This is a genomic window from Jiella flava (genome assembly GCF_017349315.1).
GTDB lineage: Bacteria > Pseudomonadota > Alphaproteobacteria > Rhizobiales > Rhizobiaceae > Jiella > Jiella flava.
Genome location: NZ_JAFMPP010000009.1, coordinates 1 through 17,600 on the forward strand (window position 1 = coordinate 1; position 17,600 = coordinate 17,600).

A 17,600-nucleotide genomic window follows, 5' to 3' on the forward strand; every position below is an offset into this window, starting at 1 on the left:
GCCGAAGGGCTGTCCTGCGGCCTGCATCGTATTGAGAGGCTCATGCGTCAGAATGGGCTGCGTGCCCGGCCGCGGCGTCGTGGTCTGCCGAAGGATGCCGGGGAGCGAGCCGCCGTGTCGGACAACCTCCTCGATCGCGCCTTCGAGGCATCGGCACCGAACCAGAAGTGGATCGCCGACTTCACTTACATCTGGACCGACGAAGGTTGGCTCTACGTTGCCGCCGTCGTCGACCTGTTCTCCAGGCGTGTCGTCGGCTGGGCGATGAAGGCCGAGATGACGGCGCAACTCGTCACCGACGCTCTCATCATGGCGATCTGGCGCCGCGACAAGCCGGATAGCTTGCTGCACCACAGCGATCAGGGCAGCCAATATACGAGCGAACAGTTCCAGCGCCTGATGGCCGATCACGGCATCACCTGCTCGATGAGCCGGTCGGGCAACGTCTGGGACAATGCTGCGATGGAGAGCTTCTTCTCGTCGCTGAAAACCGAGCGGACAGCCCGCAAGGTCTATAGGACGAGGGATGACGCCAGGGCCGACGTGTTCGATTACATCGAGCGCTTCTACAATCCCCAGCGACGGCACTCGACATTGGGCTATATGAGCCCCGTCGAGTTCGAGGAGAAAGCTATGTTAGCTTAACTGCGTGTCCGAAAAACCGGCAGCAGCTCACGGAGGCATCTTGATGACCCCACGTTAAGGGGTCCCGTTTGGACGAAAATTACCCCTCAAACAGGGGCCCTATTCCATGAAAAATCACAGTGAATCTCGGTCCAGTGCATAGGCCGTCTGTTTGAACTCAATGCCATCCAGCAATCCCTGGATATAGCCCGAGATCGTGTCAGCGGCCATGATGAGGGCCGTGTCGAGCGTGTGGATGTATTTGCTGGTGACGGAGCCTTTGGCATGGCCGACCAGGGCGGCGATCGTCACTTCGGTGAAGCCGAGATCGTTGCCGACGCTCGCAAAGCTATGTCGCAGGACGTGGGGCGTGACATCCGAGAGCGGCGAGCCCTTGAAGATCTGCTCCCAATGGTTCGGGAAACTGCCGAACGCATTGTCGTCGCCGTAGCCGGGGAAGACATATGAGCCGGAGGCCGTCTGCCGACGTGCCTCGAGGAACTCGACAACGGGCAGACCGACAGGACGGACCGACGTCCCCTCCTTACTGTCGATCAGCCGTAGGCAGCTTCCATCGGTATCCGCTTCGGTCCACATCAAGCCGATCATCTCGCTGCGGCGGCAGCCGGTCAGTGCGATTTGGCGAATGATCTCCACCGTCGTCGCGTACTTCTCCGCTTTCTCGGCTGTGCGAAGCATCTCACCCAACGTCCGGTACTCCGCTTCGGTGAGGCGGCGGGTGCGGACGTTATCCTTCGGCTTCCGCAGGCCATGGGCAGGATTGATCGCTATGATGCCAGCCTCGACTGCGTAGGTGAGAATGCCGCCAAGGAGCCCGACCGTGCGCGTCGCCGTTCCGGCGCCGCCACGGACGATGGCCTTGCCGCGCAGCTTCTTTGTCTTGACCGACACTCGCGTCTTACCGGCCATGATGTCCTTCAGGACCTTGTTGATGTCGGCCTTGGTCAGGTCCTTCACGCGGCGCGTACCTAGGAGCGGGATGATGTGCCGCTCGATGCGTCCGGTATCCGTGACGACGGTTGTCGGCTTCTTGGGCCGGCCGCCTTTCCCAAGGATGAGGCCTGCGTTCAGGTCGTTGACATAAAGCGTGCAGAGCTCCTTGACTGTGATCGCCTTGTGATCGAGCTGGCGTTCCTCGGCAGGGTTGTCGCCCTGGGCAACACGGCCCAACTGAACCTTCGCCTCCTGTCGCGCGCTCTCGGCGGTCCAGACACCATGCAAGCCGATGGTGTAGCGGCGCGAGCGACCCAATGCCCGGTATTGAAGGACATAGCTGCGCTTGCCAGAAGCGAAGACGCGCAGCCCGAAACCTGGTAGCTCGTCATCCCAGATGACGTAGTCTTTCTCGCGGGACTCGGCAGCGTCAACGAGGCGCTTTGTAAGCTTAGCCATGGGAATTCTCCCGTCCAAACTCCCATTCTCGCGTAAGCACCACGTAAGCAGCCGGACGCAAGTCGGAGCGTGTCCGAGAGTACGCCAGACGAGCTGGAATTTCAATTTGTTTAGTGATTACAGTAGCATAGCGCATCGGAGCGAAACCCATCGAAAAGCGTCGAAGCGCAGGTTAAATTGCTCCGAAGGCAGAGGTCACAGGTTCGAATCCTGTCGGGTGCGCCATTTTTCCACCGATGAAACAGGGGCGGAGGATCGGCCGGAACTTGCGGATCGAAGACGCAGGAATCAGCTTGAACCGCCTTGTCTTCAAGCTTGGCGCGGTTTGTCCGCTAAACTGGCTCATCGTGGGATCGAATGGCCCGCTCCACCTCCAGACCGAAAGACAGGAGCCGGTCGTCGTGGCCGCCGGGCGCCAGAAGTTGGATCCCCGTCGGCAGTCCGGCGGCGTCGGTGCCGGTCGGCAGGCTGAGGCCGCACATCGCGAAGAAGTTCCCGATCACGGAGAAGTAGATCGCGCGAAGGTTTGCCGTGCGAAAGATCTCGTCGTCGTCCTCGATGGGCTCCATTCTCGGCGCCGTCATCGGCGTGCCCGGAACCATCAACAGCGCGCCGTCGAGTTCATTGTTCAGCTCTGCGCTCAGCCGCGCGCGCTCGCGCTGCAGCAAGATCAATTCGCGGCTGCGCACGTCTCGCCCGAGCATCGCGCGGGAAACGACGTTCGGGTCCATCTCCTTCGATCGCTCGGACTCGAAAAGACCAGCGTGTTCGGCATAGGCCTCGATCGTGATCAACGCTCCCAGTCCGGACGTCACGTCTCGCATCTCTTTGAGCAGTGTGAGTTCGCGGTGAACGATGCGCCCGCCGGCGGCTTCGAGACGGTGAAGGGCAGCCGCCATGTTCACCGCGACGATCGGATCGGCGTCGTCGATCCCGTTGCGTCCGGGAACGACGAGGACAAGTTCTCCCAAAGGCCGCCGTCTCGCCTCGGCTGTGATCTGTCCCCTCAGTGCCGCGTCCAGAAGGACGCAATCCTCCACGGTGCGCGCCATTGGTCCGATCGTGTCGAGAGTTCGCGACAGAGGAAAGACGCCGCGCTTGTCGATGCGGCCCTCGCTCGACTTGTAACCGACGATCCCGCAGAACGCCGACGGACCCCGGATCGAGCCGCCCGTGTCGCTGCCGATGGCGCAAGGCGCCAGTCCGGCGGCCACGGCGGCAGCAGAGCCGGACGATGATCCGCCGACGATGCGCCGCGACGTCCTGTCGTGCGGGTTGTAGGGGCTGCCGAAATGCGGATTCAGCCCGAGGCCGGTGAAGGCGAATTCGGACAGGTTGGTCTTGCCGATCGCAACCGCTCCGGCTGCGGCCAAATTCGCGACGATCGGAGCATCGTTTCGGCAGGGACCGCGTTGCGCCAAGATCGAGGAACCGGCGGTGGTCGTTATCCCGGCAAAATCGACGATGTCTTTCCACGCCACCGGCACGCCGTCGATCGGACCGAGGGCGCATCCCTCGCGATAGCGCTTGCGACTGGCGGCGGCCTCCATGCGGGCCCGCTCTGCGGTGAGAGTGATGAAGATCGGATTGCTGTCTTCAGCGATGCGGGTGAGGAAGAATTCCGTGACTTCGACCGGATCCAGAGTGCCGGACGAAAAATGCCGCCCCATCGCCGCAGCCGACAGCTTTTCGATTGGTATCATGGAGACTTTCTTTCGCGAGCGAAGGTGATCGGAGCTCTCGACCGCGTCAGACGATGGGGTTCGAAGAGGTCATGATCGTCCGGCTGAGATCTGCGGCGACTTTTCGCAATTCCAGAGCACAGTCGTCGATTCGAGATTCGGCGAGATGCTCCATCACCGCCATGGTGCCGATGGCGTAGATCACCTCATCGCCGGCAAGGAAGATCGGGCACGCCACCGCGGCAATACCGGCTTCGTTCTCGTTGATGCATGTCCCGTACCCACGATCGTGAACCTCGGCCAGTTCGGCGATCACCGCGTCGAGGTCGGTCTTGGTGTTGGGCGACAGTTTCGGCAACGGTTCGACGAGCAGCTTCCGGACCAGGTCCGGCGACTGGAAGGCGAGGATCGTTTTCGCGGACGCCGAGGCATGGAGCGGTTGGCTGAGGCCGGGAAAGACATACGCCTTCAGGCCGTTCGCGGGCGTCGCCCAGGCGACGGATATGACTTCGTCGCCGATGAGCTTCGTCATGTAGCAAGTCTCGCCGAGATGTTCTGCAAGCTCGTTGAGCTTCCGTTGGACGATGATCTTGATCCAGGCTTCGTCGCTGCCGGCGTGGACGAGCCGCAACAGCCGCGGCCCCAAGGCGTAAAAGCGATTGCCCTTGCCCGGGGCGATGACGAGGCCGGCCCCGACCAGGGTGTTGACCACCCGATGTGTCGAAGACTGCGGCAAGCCGCAGGCCGCGGCCAAGTCGGAGAGCCGCGCCGTCTCAATGCTGGCGATCATCTCCAGCATGTTGAAGTATCGTTCAATCGGTAACTGTTTCACCGCGATCTTCCCCGTCTGTTAAGCCCTGAGCATTTCCCGGCGTTCTGTTCCCGCAGGGCTTGGCCCGTTTGAGGCGGCCGCGGGCGCCTGCCTAAACAAGGGGCTGACCAAGCTCTCGGCCGGGCGGAGCCGGTCTGTCTCGTACGCTTGCCTATGCCGTTGACAAACCAAATGTCCCAGTTAAACTCATTCCAATAAACAGAATTATATTCCGAAAAATGGAATATCAGGAGATCGCAAAGACGTCAACTCCGTCCGGGGCACTGCGCTTTCCGATGGTGAAACAAGAGAGGAGCATGAAATGGCTGAGACGAAGCATGGTGGAATTCAAGTTTTCGACGTGAATCGGCGCTCATTGCTGACATCAGCCATGAAGCTGGGCGTCATTGGCGCGGTGGGCGTGCCGTCGCTGCAGGCCTTGGACTTCGTCCGGCCGAGTTATGCCGACAGCACCAAGACCGTCGCCAACCTGTTCGACAGTCTGGCCGACGAATGGTTCATCGACGAGGTCGCCGGCGCGGCGGAGGCCGCTGCGGCCTTGGGGCTCACGACCGAGAACATGACCTTCGGCAACAATCCGGCCTCGCAGCTTTCGCAGGTGCAGGATGGCGTCACGCGTGGCATCCAGATGTTTGCGGTCTACGCACCGCTCGGGCAGGGCCTCACACAGATGGTCCGGTTTGTCGGGGACTCCGGCCATCTCGCTTTCGAATACGACATTCCACCCTGGACTTATCCGTCGACCTACGGGCCGGCCTATGGGTTTTATGTGAACGACCGGATCGCGCCCAGCGCCTATGCGAGCGCCAAGCGGCTGTTTGAATCGATGGGCGGCAAGGGTAATGTCGTTGTGATGAGCGCCTTCCCGGGCGGACAGCACAATGAGGGCGGCGAGATCGGCTTCAAACAGGCCCTCGATGAATTTCCCGGCATCAAGGTGCTGGCCAAGGCGCCCGGCAAATATTCCCGCGAGCCGGCGCAGAAGCTGATGTCGGACTGGCTGGTCCAGTTTCCGCAGATCGACGCGCTGCTGTCCTATGCCGACACCCAGTCGCTCGGCGCTTACACCGCGATGCAGCAGGCCGGGCGCACGAACATCAAGATCGCTAGCATCAATGGCCAGATCGAGGGCCTTCAGGCGGTCAAGGACGGCAAGATCACGACGACCGTCTTCCTCAACCCGTTCCTGATCGGCGGCTGGCGGACCGTCAGGCTGTTCGACCTGATGAACGGCTGGAAGCCGAGCGTTTTGGAACGGATGTTCTGGCTCGAGTCCGATATCGTCGATCAGTCGAATGTCGACAAATATCTGTCGCTCGCCAAGTCCAAGCCTTCGCCCTACGACTGGAAGAAGATGTCGCGCACGCTCAATCCCGACAACTGGGAGAGCCAGGGACGTTGGTATCCGATCAATCCGGTCGATTTCTGGAAGGCCCACAATCTCGGCAAGCCGGAACCGGCGGACTGGCTGCCGGCCGATGTGAAGGCGGCCGTCGACGCCGGCGAGTTCGAAAAGCTACTCAGTGAGTACAAGTCGCATATCGGGCGGACGCCGATCTGATGCCGGCGGCTCCGGCAATCGCGCAGCCTGGAACGCCCCTTGTTCAAGCTGGGGGCGTTTCGAAACGCTATGGCGCGACCAACGCTCTTGCCGACGTCACCTTGTCCCTTTTCGCCGGTGAGATCGTCGGTCTTATCGGCGAGAACGGCTCGGGGAAGTCGACTTTGCTCAGGCTGTTGGGGGGGGTGGAACGCCCCGACACCGGTTCGGTCGTGCTCCAGGGCAAGCCGCTTTCGGGAACCGGGCTGACGGGGGGCGTGCGGCTTGGCATCGGCGTTGTCTTTCAGGAACTCGCGCTGATCCCCAATCTCCGCGTCTACGAGAATTTCTTCCTGCTCGCCCCGGAGATCAACTTCAAATATGGCCTTTTGCGGCTGAAGTCCTTGCCGGAGGAGTGTCGCCAGGCGTGCCAGCGGCACGGGTTCGAATGCGATCCCTATGAATATGTCGCCAACCTGCCGTTCGACGAGCGGCAGATGCTCGAGATCGTCCGAGCGGTCGAACTACCCCGGATTCTCGGTGCGACTTGTAATATCCTGTTGCTCGACGAGCCGACCACGGCATTGAGTTACGAGGGTGTCGAGCGGCTCATGCAAATGCTTCGCTCGGTCCGGGATTCGGGGGCGGGTGTCATCTTCGTCAGTCACCGGCTCGAGGAAAACCTGGCGCTCGTTGACCGCCTGGTGGTGCTTCGGGACGGAAAGCTGGTGGGGGAATGCGACGCTGTCGGCGTCGGCGAGGACGAGCTTCACAAGTTGATGGTCGGCCGCGAGCGCGCCGACGACTATTATCATGGCAGTCTTCGGGCCACGGTGGGTCCGCTTCCGGTCATCAGCGCGAGCGGCCTGTCGGGCGAGGGCTTCCAGGATATCGATTTGCAGGTCCGGTCGGGCGAGATCGTCGGTCTCGCCGGTCTTGCGACGTCGGGAAAATCGGAACTCTGTGAAGCCCTGCACGGGCTGCGACCGGTCGATGCCGGGACGGTGATTTTCCGCGACGTGGATGTCGCGCATCGTCCGGTCCATTCCCGCGTTGCGCTCGGAATGGCGTTTTTGCCGAAGGAACGGCTCGCCTCGGGTATCATCGAATCGGCGTCGATCCGCGAAACCGTCGGCCTGCAAATGCTTCACGATCGCTTCTTCATCGATTTCAAGGGCGAGGAGCGCGCCGCTCTGAGCATCGTCGATCATTTCCGGGTCAAGGCCCGATCGATCGGCGCGCCGCTGTCGTCGCTGTCGGGCGGCAATCAGCAAAAGGTCGCGCTCGGCCGCTGGCTGGTGAACAAGCCGCGCCTTTGGATCCTCGACAATCCCACCCGCGGTGTCGACGTCGGAGCGCGCGGCGAAATCTACTTCGCCATCCGACGAGCCGCTGCGGACAATGCCGGCGTGCTGTTGGCGAGCGACGAATTGGAGGAGCTGATCGGCATGTGCGATCGCGTCTTGGTAATGCGCGCCGGTAAGCTGAGCGCCGAAATTTTATGCGCGCCGGCCAATCGTCGGAGTGAGGACCTGGAACATCAAATTGTAGGAAACATGGTGTGACCATGAGCGACGTGAAACGGCAGCGCAGCGATGCCGCTCCGGCAGACATGACCGCCTTGTCGTCCCTTTCGCGGTGGACAAGCGGCCTGAATAGACGCGCCAGGACCGGGTGGCAGACCCTTTTTCCCTATTTCTCGCTGCTCGGCATCATCATCATCTTTGCCATTGCCGCGCCGCGATTTCTGTCCTTCGGCAATGCGGTCAATATCGCCAGCCAATCGTCCATCCTGCTGTTGATCGCGCTCGGCAGTGCGCTGGTCATCCTGATGGGCAGCATCGATCTTTCGGTCGGCGCCACGGCGAGTCTTGCCGGCGTTCTGACCGCAACCGCGGTGCCGTCCCTCGGCCCTTGGGCCCTCTGCCTCGCGGTCCTGGTCGGCGCCGGCGTCGGCATCGTCAATGGGCTCTTGCTGACGGTTGTGCGCATTCCCTCCTTCCTTGCCACCTTGGGCACGATGAGTGTCCTGTCCGGCCTTTCGCTGATTGTGACGGACGGTGTGCCGGTCGGAATCAACGACGATCGCTTTATCGAGCTCGCCAGTTTCCGGTTTCTTTACAACATCCCGGCGCTGGTGCTTTGGGCGGCCGCAGCGTTTGTCATCTGCGTGCTGCTGGCCTCGCTGACCCGCGTCGGTCGGTATATCTACGCCATCGGCGGCGGCGAGCGTGTCGCGGCGGTCTCGGGCCTGCCGGTCCAGCGCTACAAATTCTACGCCTTCATGCTCTGCGGCTGCTTGTCGGCGCTGGGCGGCGGGCTTCTCGCCAGCTGGCTGCAATCGGGATCGCCGAACGGTGCGGACGGCTACATGCTGAGCGCGATCGCGGCCGTCGTGATGGGCGGCATTCCCTTGAATGGCGGCCATGGCGGGATCGGTCGAACGCTGCTCGGCGTGCTGGTCATCGGCGTCCTGGCAAACGGCCTCAACCTCTGCGGCGTCGGGCCCTACGTGCAATCCGTCATTCAGGGCGTCGTCGTCATCGTGGCGGTGTCGTTCAGTCTCGACCGGTCCAAGTTCTCGATCATGAAGTGAGGTCTTCGCCATGCTGCTTCTTGACGTCCAAGTCGATATCGATCCTGCCAAAGAAGACATTCTCAATGAGTGGTACTATGCGCATGTGCCCCGGCTTGTTTCCCTTCCGGGCTACGAGAGCGGACGGCGTTATGCCTCGCTGACGCCAGGGCCGCGTTACCTCGCGCTCTATGAGATCCGCGACGAGAGCTATCTGCCGTCGCTGCTCGGAGACGATCCGTCGCTGCGTCAACCCTTGACCTTGTCGGAATGGTCGCGGTGGGAAAAAGACCTCGTTCCGCACATGTCGCATTGCCGCACCAATCTTTATCAGGCGCCGAACGATCTGAGCCTGCCATTGCTGCGCAGTGCTCCCGCCATCGTGACGGTCAGGATGGATTGCCGAGACGGCCCGGCGGCGCTCGCGGCGATCGGCGCCGCTCTCAACGCCTTCGTCTCGACCGAGCTGGACGTGCTTGGCGTGAGACTGCTGCAGGCGGCAAGCGATCCTGCGATGGCCTGGCTCGGCACGACCCCGAACGCGCTTCTGATCGTCGAATGCGCAGGCAGTCGTTCCGCGCGCGAGATCGCGCTTCGGACCGGGCCGGCGGCAGACCTCCTGGATGCACTTGCGGCGCAGGCGACGGCGCGGCCTCAGGCCGTTGCCTACGAACGCATCGCCGACCATCGGTTGCCCGCGGGGAGGTAGTGTCATGTCGCAGAAATGTTTCTTGGTCGTTCGTTCCGAACCGACGGACGATCGCATGCTTGGTGATTATCATGCCTGGTACGAGGATCACATCGCCAAGCTCTTGAGCGTGCCGGGCGTTCGTCTTGCGCGACGCTTCGAGTCCATCGAGGGCGAGATGCGATTCATGGCGCTCTATGAGGTCGATGACGTGAGCGTCTTCGACAGCGCTGCCTACAAGGCGGTCGGGCGGTTTGGCGAAATGGAAGCCCATGTCCGCTTCACCCGCAACGTCTATCGCGAGATTCCGATCAAGGGCTTTGACGGGCCGGCGGATCTTTGAACAACCCAGTGAAGAGATAGAAAATGACTGAATGGCTTCTGGTCGTGGACGTTTCCGTCGACAAAGATGTGGAACGGGCCTGGAACGACTGGTACGACAATGAGCACTTGCCCGAAATCGTCGCCTGCCCGGGCTTCAAAAGTGGCTCGCGCTACAAGGTGTCGGATGGCGAGACACCGCGTTATCTGACCGTCTACGAGGTTTCGGGGCCGGAAGCTCTGAAGAGCGACGAATTCCTGAGCCGACGGGGCTGGCGCGAATTTGCCTCGCATGTGCGCCCGCAGGTCAATCTCTATGAGCGTCTTGTCAGGAGGACAGCCGAGTGACCGACAGCGACAAGCCGGACTCCTGGTATTGGGAACAGCGATGGACGAGTTTTCGTCGCGGCACGAAGAAACTCAAGCTCGAATGGAATGGCGGCGAAGCCACGGCTCTTATCTACGACGCTGGCGTTCCGAACACCTCGGCGGCTATTCTTGCGGCCTTGCCGCTCATCGTCCCGGTGGTCCATGTGGCCTGGAGTGGAGACATGCTGATGAGCACCCGGGACTATGATCTCCCGTCGCGTGACCTCGAAAACGAGGTCCGTCTGGTGCGACCGGGCGACCTGACCTGGGATCCGAAATTCGGTGAGCTGGCGTTCACCTACGGCACGGCCGAGTGTCGTTTGCCGTCTGGTCCGAACACGCTTGTCGTCTACGGTTCGATCGAGACGGCCTTCGTCGATGCTTTCGCCGAATTCGGCCGGCGGCGGCGCTTCGAAGGTGTCGGTGAGATCAAGATCTCGGCCCTGTAAGACAGGGTTCAAAATTTCCTGCGCGGGCCGGGCAGAAATGGGCTGAAGGCGATCACCCATGGCCCGCCCGCCGCCATGACCCCCGCATTCCAGACGCCCGGCTCGACCAGCTTTTGTCCGGCGCCGGTCCTAGTCGGCTTCCTCGGCGATGATGGCAGTGCCGATATCGTTAAGGCGGCGCGGGACGTTGCCTTCCCCTGAATTTGCGCCTCTCAATCTGACGCCATGCTCTACAGCGGAATGCGATGAACTGGAATCGCCATTGTGCTCCCGGTCATTGTTTTGCAGCATGATGGACACCTCCAAAAACCTGAAGATCCGCAATTTCGCCCTCAGTGATCTCAACGGGTTAACATCGCCAGAATGAGAACAAGCAGGGTTTTCAGAGGTGTCCTGATGGCATCCGAAACGTCATGCAACGTTTCGGATCCCATCATGCTGTAGGCCCGTCCGCAGCCCGGAATCGAGCGGGACTTCGGAGGCCTTCGTAAAGACCTTTAAGGGCAGCTCCCGGCGTGTTTGTCAGTGCCTTCGCCCGCGATTAGGTCCGAATGTCACTTGACCTTCCGAAGGAAATCGTCGAGCGCCGCGTTGAATTTCTCCGGATGCTCCCAGAAGCTCAGGTGCTTGCCGAACGAGATCACTTCTGCATGCGGCGTGTTTTTCTTCGCCCATTGCGTCGCCAGTTTGTTCCACTCTTGGCGGGTGAAGTAAAGGAGCGGGATATTCCCATCCAATGCCTTCACCGTCTTGGCGTCGTCGAGAAACCAGTAGCTTGTGTTCAGCAAAGCGGCGATCGAATTCGGCGTGTGATTACTCATGTCTTCGACGAAGCGAATGTTGGCTGGGCTGGGATCGTCCAGCATCCACTCAGCGAATTCACGATCGAGCTTCTGTCGATCGATCATGACGTCGTAGGAAAAGGTCTTCAAGAACCCGTCTTGGTCCCCCTCGTCCTTTGTCCCGAACCAAGCCCAATCCTTCGTGTAATCCGTCGTCCGTGACTTCGGGCTCGTGTCCAGAAGTATGAGGCCGGCAACCTTCGAGGAGCCGAACAGGCGGAGATATTCCAGAACGTCGCCGCCACCGGCTGACCATCCGACGAGAACTGCCTTGTTGATCTTGAGTTTGGCCATGAGCGCATTGAGGTCGCGGGCATGCTGCGCGTAGTAATGCCCCTCGATCGTCAGGCTGCTCAGCCCTTGCGCTCTCGGGTCGTAGGTGACCGCTCTCACCGCTTTCGAATCTTCGAGATGCGTCATCTGATGCTCGAAGACCTTGGTCGTCATCGTCCAGCCGGGAACGAAGATGACCGCGACGGGACCGGAGCCGGTGGACTGGTAATGGATCGTCAGATCGTCCGAAATCTTGGCATAGCCGTCGACGATCTCGGCCTTTGCCGTACACATGGATGCGACCGCCATAAAAACAGCGATGGCTCCGGCAAGAAGATTGATTTTGAACATCCTATACCTCGATTGACCTCGGATCGCATGGACGAACGCTGTGTGCGCCGCAGCAGCCGGCCTTGAAAAGAGCCGATCACAGGTAAAAATCTGAGCTGCGCGACCCCGATGCGCACGCGATATTTGGTCATGACGTCATCATCATTTGGAACGGTTGCCGTGTCCGACCAAACCGGTGTGAGGTGGCGCCGCCATTTCGGTCGAAATTTGCGCAAGCTGAACGCCGCCGATTCCATGGCGGAAGCGGCGGCGGCTCACAGCAGCGCCGCATTCGATCTCAAGATCGCGGATTTTCGCGACCGCGATCGTCTCGGCGCGTTCCTTACTCCTCCAGGAGGGCCCGCAGAAACGTGTTGTAGAAGACGCCGTTCGGGTCTTGGGAGTTGCGGTAGTCGCGGAAAGCGGTGAGGGGGGCGCCGCGGCGTTGGCGCAGGGCGGCGAGAAAGTTGGGATTGAAGGCCGCGCCGAAATTGCCTGCGGGGCCTTGAGGATCATAAAAGCCGTACATTTTGCCGTTGTGCGGCAGGCCGCCTAACGCCACCCAGTCGCGTTCGACGTCGGCAAAGAATTGCAGCAGGGCGGCGGGATATTGCGCGCTCGGCGTCGGTTCGGCAAAGGCGATCAGGTCGAGATTGACGAAGACGGTGCCGGGCTGGGTGGTATAGGTGCCGGCCATCGCTGCCCCGCTTCCCGTGACGAAGCGAAATTCCATCGGCGCGGCGGTGTAGAACGGGCTGTCTTGCCCAACGCGCGCGCCGACCGCCTGCAGGCCGTCCCATACCTTGCCGAGGCCGTCGGCGTCGATCGCTGGCAGTTCGATGAAATAGGACATGAAGAGGGCCCGTGCGGCAATCGTCAGCCACAGATCGGAATGGGTCTGGTCGGCGGCCGTCACCAGAGCGGACGCCACCGCCATGCCGGCAAGTGTGGTCGTCGTGCCCACCGCCTTGATCCTCTGGCCCATGATTGCCGTGGTCACGGCCGGCGGTGGATAGAGCGGGGAGCCGTATTCGCCGTCGGCCGCCAGCGTGCAGGCGGTTTGCGTTGTGGGCGGCTGGTTGGGGATCTTTTCGGCCGGGTCGGCGACCACATCCCACCAGGCGGCGAAGAAATTCTGGCTGGCCGGGGGGACGGCGTAGGGATTGTAAAAGGTCTCGACCCGATCGTGTCGGGTGAGAAGATCCTCGAACTGGCTGACGAATTCGGCTTTGCTGGCGGCCGAAAAGCTGTCGCTGCCGCCCGCAAGGCTGGTGGCGTAGGGCCGTTCGACGACATCGATCGTGACGGACGTGACGATACCGAGGCCGCCGAGATTGACCCGGGCGAATTCGATCGGCGCCCAGCCGTTTTCGGACGGTGTCGTCTCGTTGATGCTGACGACACTGCCGTCGGCGCGAAGAATGGTGAAGGCCGAGACCGTGCCGGCGAAGATCGGCGCGGCAGTGGTTGCCCCGTTAACGTCGACGGCGGTCATGCCGCCCACGCTGAAGAAGCCGCCCGCCGTCACGGTCCGCATCATCAGGTTGTTCGCCGCCAGCATGGCGTCGACCTGGTCCTCGCGCACGCCGGTGTTGACGGTAATGGTACGGGCGGCGGCATCGACCACCATCGCCTGGTCGCCGCTTGGCCCGAGATCGGCATAGCAGGATAGGTCCACCAGATAGGTTTTCGGCGTTTCGGACGCCCCGATCACCAGCGGCGGTTGGGAATGGCGCTGGCCGGACACTCTGAGCACCGCGCCGTCCGTCACCGCCTTCTGTAGCACTGCCTTCAGCTCGTCCAGGCTCTTGGGCGCAAAGTAATAGTCAGAGCCGTCGGCCGGCGGCTGATGGGTGATGTTGCGGGTCCAGTTGGTCCAGACCGGCCGGGACGCGGCGGGCAAGGATTGATCGGTCATGGCTGTCCATCCTGTCGTGATTGAAACGAGCCGCCGGCCGCAACGTTCGGACGGTCAGCGACGCTCAGTCTGGAGGGCAGGGATCGAGGGTTGATATGATTCTGGCTGTATTGTTCTGAAATGACTGCGCGGCGGCCAGGGAATAATTTTGATAATCAAAAATAACATAATAAAATTAGATATTTGAATTTTATCTTATGGCAATCGCTGTCTTTCCTTTCGATCGTTGATTTGGGTGTTTCGAGGTGTCACAAATCTTCGGCTGCAGATCCGGCAGCCGTTCAAGCCTCAGACATTTTCTGATCGCCTCGATAGATCGAGGACCGCCATTCAACTCCCATGTGGGTTTCGATGACACGTGGAGGTCGAACCCGTCGATGATCTGGATTCCGCCCGGCGCAGGAGGGAGGCGGCATGGCGATCGAGGGCTGGGTTTCCGCGCCGGTCTTGGCCAAGTCACAGGTTTGGATGTTTTGGCGCAGACTGTCATCAAGCCCGGCACAGCGATAAAATCGCGCGAACATCACTCTCGCTTCGGGTCAATTTTCCTGCCGCGGCATGGGAGCCGTAACGCTTGCGCATCGCGGGGGCGCTTTCGCGGCTGCGAAAAATCGTGTATGTGCTCGCCCGAGCCACAATCGTCGCCCCTTTTGCACCCCCTTCCTTCGGAGGGGTTTTCTGTGCGACCGAACCGGATATCCCTATGAAGCTTCGCAACATCGCGATCATCGCGCATGTCGACCATGGCAAAACCACGCTCGTCGACAAGCTCCTCGCCCAGTCCGGCACCTTCCGCGACAACCAGCGCACGGAAGAGCGGGCGATGGATTCCAACGACCTCGAAAAAGAGCGCGGCATCACCATTCTGGCCAAGGCGACGTCGGTCGAGTGGAAGGACACGCGCATCAACATCGTTGACACGCCTGGCCATGCCGATTTCGGCGGTGAGGTGGAGCGTATCCTCAATATGGTCGACGGTGCGGTAATTCTGGTGGATGCCGCCGAAGGGCCGATGCCGCAGACCAAGTTCGTGCTCGGCAAGGCGCTGAAGGTCGGTCTGAAGCCGATCGTCGCGATCAACAAGATCGATCGTTCCGACGAGCGGCATCAGGAAGTGCTGGACGAGATCTTCGATCTGTTCGTGGCGCTCGACGCCACCGACGAGCAGCTCGACTTCCCTGTGCTTTACGGCTCGGGCCGCGGCGGCTGGATGGCGAGCGAGCCGACCGGCCCGCAGGACCAGGGCCTGACTCCACTGTTCGACCTGATCCTCGACCACGTGCCGGCGCCCGATACCGCAGGCAAGGACGAGCCGTTCAAGATGATCGGCACGATCATCGAGGCGAACCCGTTCCTCGGCCGTCTGATCACCGGCCGCATCCAGTCCGGGTCGATTAAGCCGAACCAGGCGGTCAAGGTGCTGTCGCGTGACGGCAAGCTCCTGGAAAGCGGCCGGATCTCCAAGATTCTCGCTTTTCGCGGTCTCGAGCGCGTGCCGCTCGACGGCGCCGAGGCTGGTGACATCGTCGCCATCGCGGGCCTGTCCAAGGGCACCGTCGCCGACACCTTCTGCGACCCGCAGGTCACCGAGCCGCTGGAAGCCCAGCCGATCGATCCGCCGACTGTGACGATGTCCTTCATCGTCAACGATTCGCCTCTGGCTGGGACCGAGGGGGACAAGGTGACGAGCCGCGTCATCCGCGACCGCCTGCTCAAGGAGGCCGAGGGCAACGTCGCGCTGAAGATCGAAGAGGCGGCCGACAAGGACTCGTTCTACGTCTCCGGCCGCGGCGAGTTGCAGCTTGCCGTCCTCATCGAGACCATGCGCCGCGAGGGCTTCGAACTCGGCATCTCGCGTCCGCGCGTGGTGATGAAAGAAGGCGAGAACGGCGAGATGCTGGAGCCGATCGAAGAGGTCGTGATCGACGTCGACGAAGAGCATTCGGGCATCGTCGTGCAGAAGATGAGCGAGCGTAAGGCCGAGATGATCGAGCTGCGGCCGTCGGGCGGCGATCGTCAGCGGCTGGTCTTCCATGCGCCGACCCGTGGCCTCATCGGTTATCAGTCGGAGCTTTTGACCGACACCCGCGGCACGGCGATCATGAACCGCCTGTTCCATTCCTACCAGCCCTATAAGGGCGAGCTTGCCGGCCGCAACAACGGCGTCCTGATCGCCAACGAAGCGGGCGAGTCGGTCGCCTATGCGATGTTCAACCTTGAAGACCGCGGCCCGATGATCATCGACGCCGGCGTGAAGGTCTATGAGGGCATGATCATCGGCATCCACACTCGCGACAACGACCTCGAGGTGAACGTTCTCAAGGGCAAGAAGCTGACCAACATGCGCGCCTCCGGCAAGGACGAAGCGGTGAAGCTGACGCCGCCGGTGAAGATGACGCTCGACCGGGCGCTCTCCTGGATCCAGGACGACGAGCTGGTCGAGGTGACGCCGAAGACGATCCGGCTGCGCAAGCTCTATCTCGACCCGCATGAGCGCAAGCGTTTCGAAAAGAGCCGCAAGGCCGCCTGATCGGCACTTGTCGCCGCCATCGTCGAAAGGCCGGGGTGCAGCTTCGTTCCCCGGCTTTTCGCCGTTTTGGCGGACGGCTCGCCGCAAGCCGACAGGGGCTTAACGCACCGTGGGTCCGACAGGGCGCCCAAAGGGCGCTCTCACCCTTTGAATCGACGCACCGTGGGTCCGATAGGGCGCGCAAAGGGCGCGCACTCTGATTGCGTCGACGCATCGGGCTGCGACGGATCTCCCGGATCGCTGCGTGACATGTGTTGCTATTCATCCTCACGTCGTGGTGCGAATTTTTTCCGTCTGCAAATTTTACACGCTAGAGAAGCGATATGGTTTAAATTCGCCGCTATATTGTCTACAGCATCGGCCTGAAAATCGGAATCGATTTTCGGAAAGCACGATGCGTTGATTCAAAGGGCGCTCTAGCGCCGGATCGTTTCATCGCGCATGGCGTGTCAAGCGCCTCGGGAGATTGCCTTTTCCTCAAAGAGATCGTGCCCGTTTATTGACTGCGGTGAAGCGACGCGTTCGATCGATTGGCAATCGACAAGTTTTATCGCATGTGATCTGTTCGTACAGGAAGTAATATGCGCCGCCAGGACGATTGGAACAATCGTATGACCTCGCCGGATAAGCTTCGGCTTGATGACCAGCTTTGTTTTGCCCTCTATGCGGCAACCAATGCGGTGACTCGAGCCTATCGGCCGCTGCTGCAGGACCTGGATCTCACCTATCCGCAATATCTTGTCATGCTGGTGTTATGGCAGGATGGCCGCTCGACCTCGCGGGACATTTCCGATCGGCTGCAGCTCACGGCAAATGCCATCAGCCCGCTGCTCGATCGTCTGGAACAGGCCAGCCTGATCGAGCGCGAACGCGACCGCACCGACCGGCGTGTCGTCCATATCGACTTGACCGAGCGCGGCATCGCCCTCGAACGGTCCGCTGCCGAAGCTCAAAAGGCGGTGGTGTGCCGCACCGGGCTTGATGTCGACGAATTGGATCGGTTGCGCGACGAGTTGATGGCGCTAGCCAAGCGGACCGCGGTGAGCGAAACAGCGGAGAGCTGACCGCCTCTGCCTTGAGATCGGGCGTTCCAGCATCGGCCCGAAAACCGGAATCGATTTTCGAAAAGCACGATGTGGAGACTCAAAGAGTTGGAGCATCCCTTCTGCGTCCAAAGGCACGCATGGCGCTGTAGGCGCGCCGGGCGCTGATCG

General features: G+C 61.3%; 15 protein-coding genes. 10 read left to right on the forward strand and 5 right to left on the reverse strand.

From position 1 onward, the window contains the following. A partial coding sequence (locus tag J1C48_RS11370; RefSeq protein WP_207257975.1) for an IS3 family transposase occupies positions 1 to 645 on the forward strand: 645 nt, incomplete at its 5' end. Positions 646 to 759: 114 nt separating this feature from the next. Here J1C48_RS11370 and J1C48_RS11375 read toward each other — a convergent pair. From J1C48_RS11375 to J1C48_RS19165, 3 genes are all read right to left on the reverse strand, one after another. Beyond that, positions 760 to 2,037 (reverse strand): tyrosine-type recombinase/integrase, encoded by a 1,278-nt coding sequence (locus J1C48_RS11375; RefSeq protein WP_207257976.1) that lies wholly within the window; start codon positions 2,035 to 2,037, stop codon positions 760 to 762. Between the two features lie 332 nt (positions 2,038 to 2,369). After that, a complete protein-coding gene (locus tag J1C48_RS11380) occupies positions 2,370 to 3,740 on the reverse strand; it encodes an amidase family protein (protein ID WP_207257977.1) in 1,371 nt (456 codons plus the stop codon). A gap of 46 nt (positions 3,741 to 3,786) precedes the next feature. Further along, positions 3,787 to 4,551, reverse strand: a complete 765-nt coding sequence (locus tag J1C48_RS19165; protein WP_343217696.1) for an IclR family transcriptional regulator — start codon at positions 4,549 to 4,551, stop codon at positions 3,787 to 3,789. A gap of 370 nt (positions 4,552 to 4,921) precedes the next feature. On the opposite strand from J1C48_RS19165, the gene J1C48_RS11390 reads away from it, so the two are divergent. From J1C48_RS11390 to J1C48_RS11420, 7 genes are read left to right on the forward strand one after another with little or no spacing between them, the layout of a single operon-like run. Beyond that, on the forward strand, positions 4,922 to 6,112 hold the full coding sequence (locus tag J1C48_RS11390) for a sugar ABC transporter substrate-binding protein (RefSeq protein ID WP_207257978.1): 1,191 nt from the start codon (positions 4,922 to 4,924) through the stop codon (positions 6,110 to 6,112). Next, positions 6,112 to 7,656, forward strand: coding sequence for a sugar ABC transporter ATP-binding protein (locus tag J1C48_RS11395; RefSeq protein WP_207257979.1), 1,545 nt, complete (start codon positions 6,112 to 6,114; stop codon positions 7,654 to 7,656). Before J1C48_RS11390 ends, J1C48_RS11395 begins: the two co-directional genes overlap by 1 nt. Positions 7,657 to 7,658: 2 nt before the next feature. Continuing rightward, complete coding sequence (locus J1C48_RS11400; protein WP_207257980.1) at positions 7,659 to 8,687, forward strand: ABC transporter permease; 1,029 nt, start codon at positions 7,659 to 7,661, stop codon at positions 8,685 to 8,687. 10 nt (positions 8,688 to 8,697) lie between these two features. Beyond that, positions 8,698 to 9,375: a DUF4286 family protein gene (locus tag J1C48_RS11405; RefSeq protein ID WP_207257981.1), complete on the forward strand. Its 678-nt coding sequence runs from the start codon at positions 8,698 to 8,700 to the stop codon at positions 9,373 to 9,375. Positions 9,376 to 9,430: 55 nt separating this feature from the next. Further along, positions 9,431 to 9,697, forward strand: a complete 267-nt coding sequence (locus J1C48_RS11410) for a hypothetical protein (protein WP_207257982.1) — start codon at positions 9,431 to 9,433, stop codon at positions 9,695 to 9,697. Between the two features lie 23 nt (positions 9,698 to 9,720). Next, complete coding sequence (locus tag J1C48_RS11415; RefSeq protein WP_207257983.1) at positions 9,721 to 10,023, forward strand: DUF4286 family protein; 303 nt, start codon at positions 9,721 to 9,723, stop codon at positions 10,021 to 10,023. After that, complete coding sequence (locus J1C48_RS11420; protein ID WP_207257984.1) at positions 10,020 to 10,493, forward strand: DUF3830 family protein; 474 nt, start codon at positions 10,020 to 10,022, stop codon at positions 10,491 to 10,493. Before J1C48_RS11415 ends, J1C48_RS11420 begins: the two co-directional genes overlap by 4 nt. A gap of 554 nt (positions 10,494 to 11,047) precedes the next feature. Here the strand turns inward: J1C48_RS11420 and J1C48_RS11425 are convergent. Next, complete coding sequence (locus tag J1C48_RS11425) at positions 11,048 to 11,959, reverse strand: alpha/beta fold hydrolase (RefSeq protein ID WP_207257985.1); 912 nt, start codon at positions 11,957 to 11,959, stop codon at positions 11,048 to 11,050. 322 nt (positions 11,960 to 12,281) lie between these two features. After that, positions 12,282 to 13,856 carry an FAD-binding protein gene (locus J1C48_RS11430; RefSeq protein ID WP_207257986.1) on the reverse strand — a complete coding sequence of 525 codons (1,575 nt, stop codon included), beginning with the start codon at positions 13,854 to 13,856 and terminating at the stop codon, positions 12,282 to 12,284. Between the two features lie 703 nt (positions 13,857 to 14,559). On the opposite strand from J1C48_RS11430, the gene typA reads away from it, so the two are divergent. Together typA and J1C48_RS11440 are read left to right on the forward strand one after the other, a co-directional pair. Next, positions 14,560 to 16,386: a translational GTPase TypA gene (gene typA, locus J1C48_RS11435; protein ID WP_207257987.1), complete on the forward strand. Its 1,827-nt coding sequence runs from the start codon at positions 14,560 to 14,562 to the stop codon at positions 16,384 to 16,386. Between the two features lie 581 nt (positions 16,387 to 16,967). Next, entirely contained in the window at positions 16,968 to 17,450 is a 483-nt protein-coding gene (locus tag J1C48_RS11440) for a MarR family winged helix-turn-helix transcriptional regulator (RefSeq protein WP_207257988.1), read from the forward strand. The last annotated feature ends 150 nt before the right edge of the window (positions 17,451 to 17,600 follow it).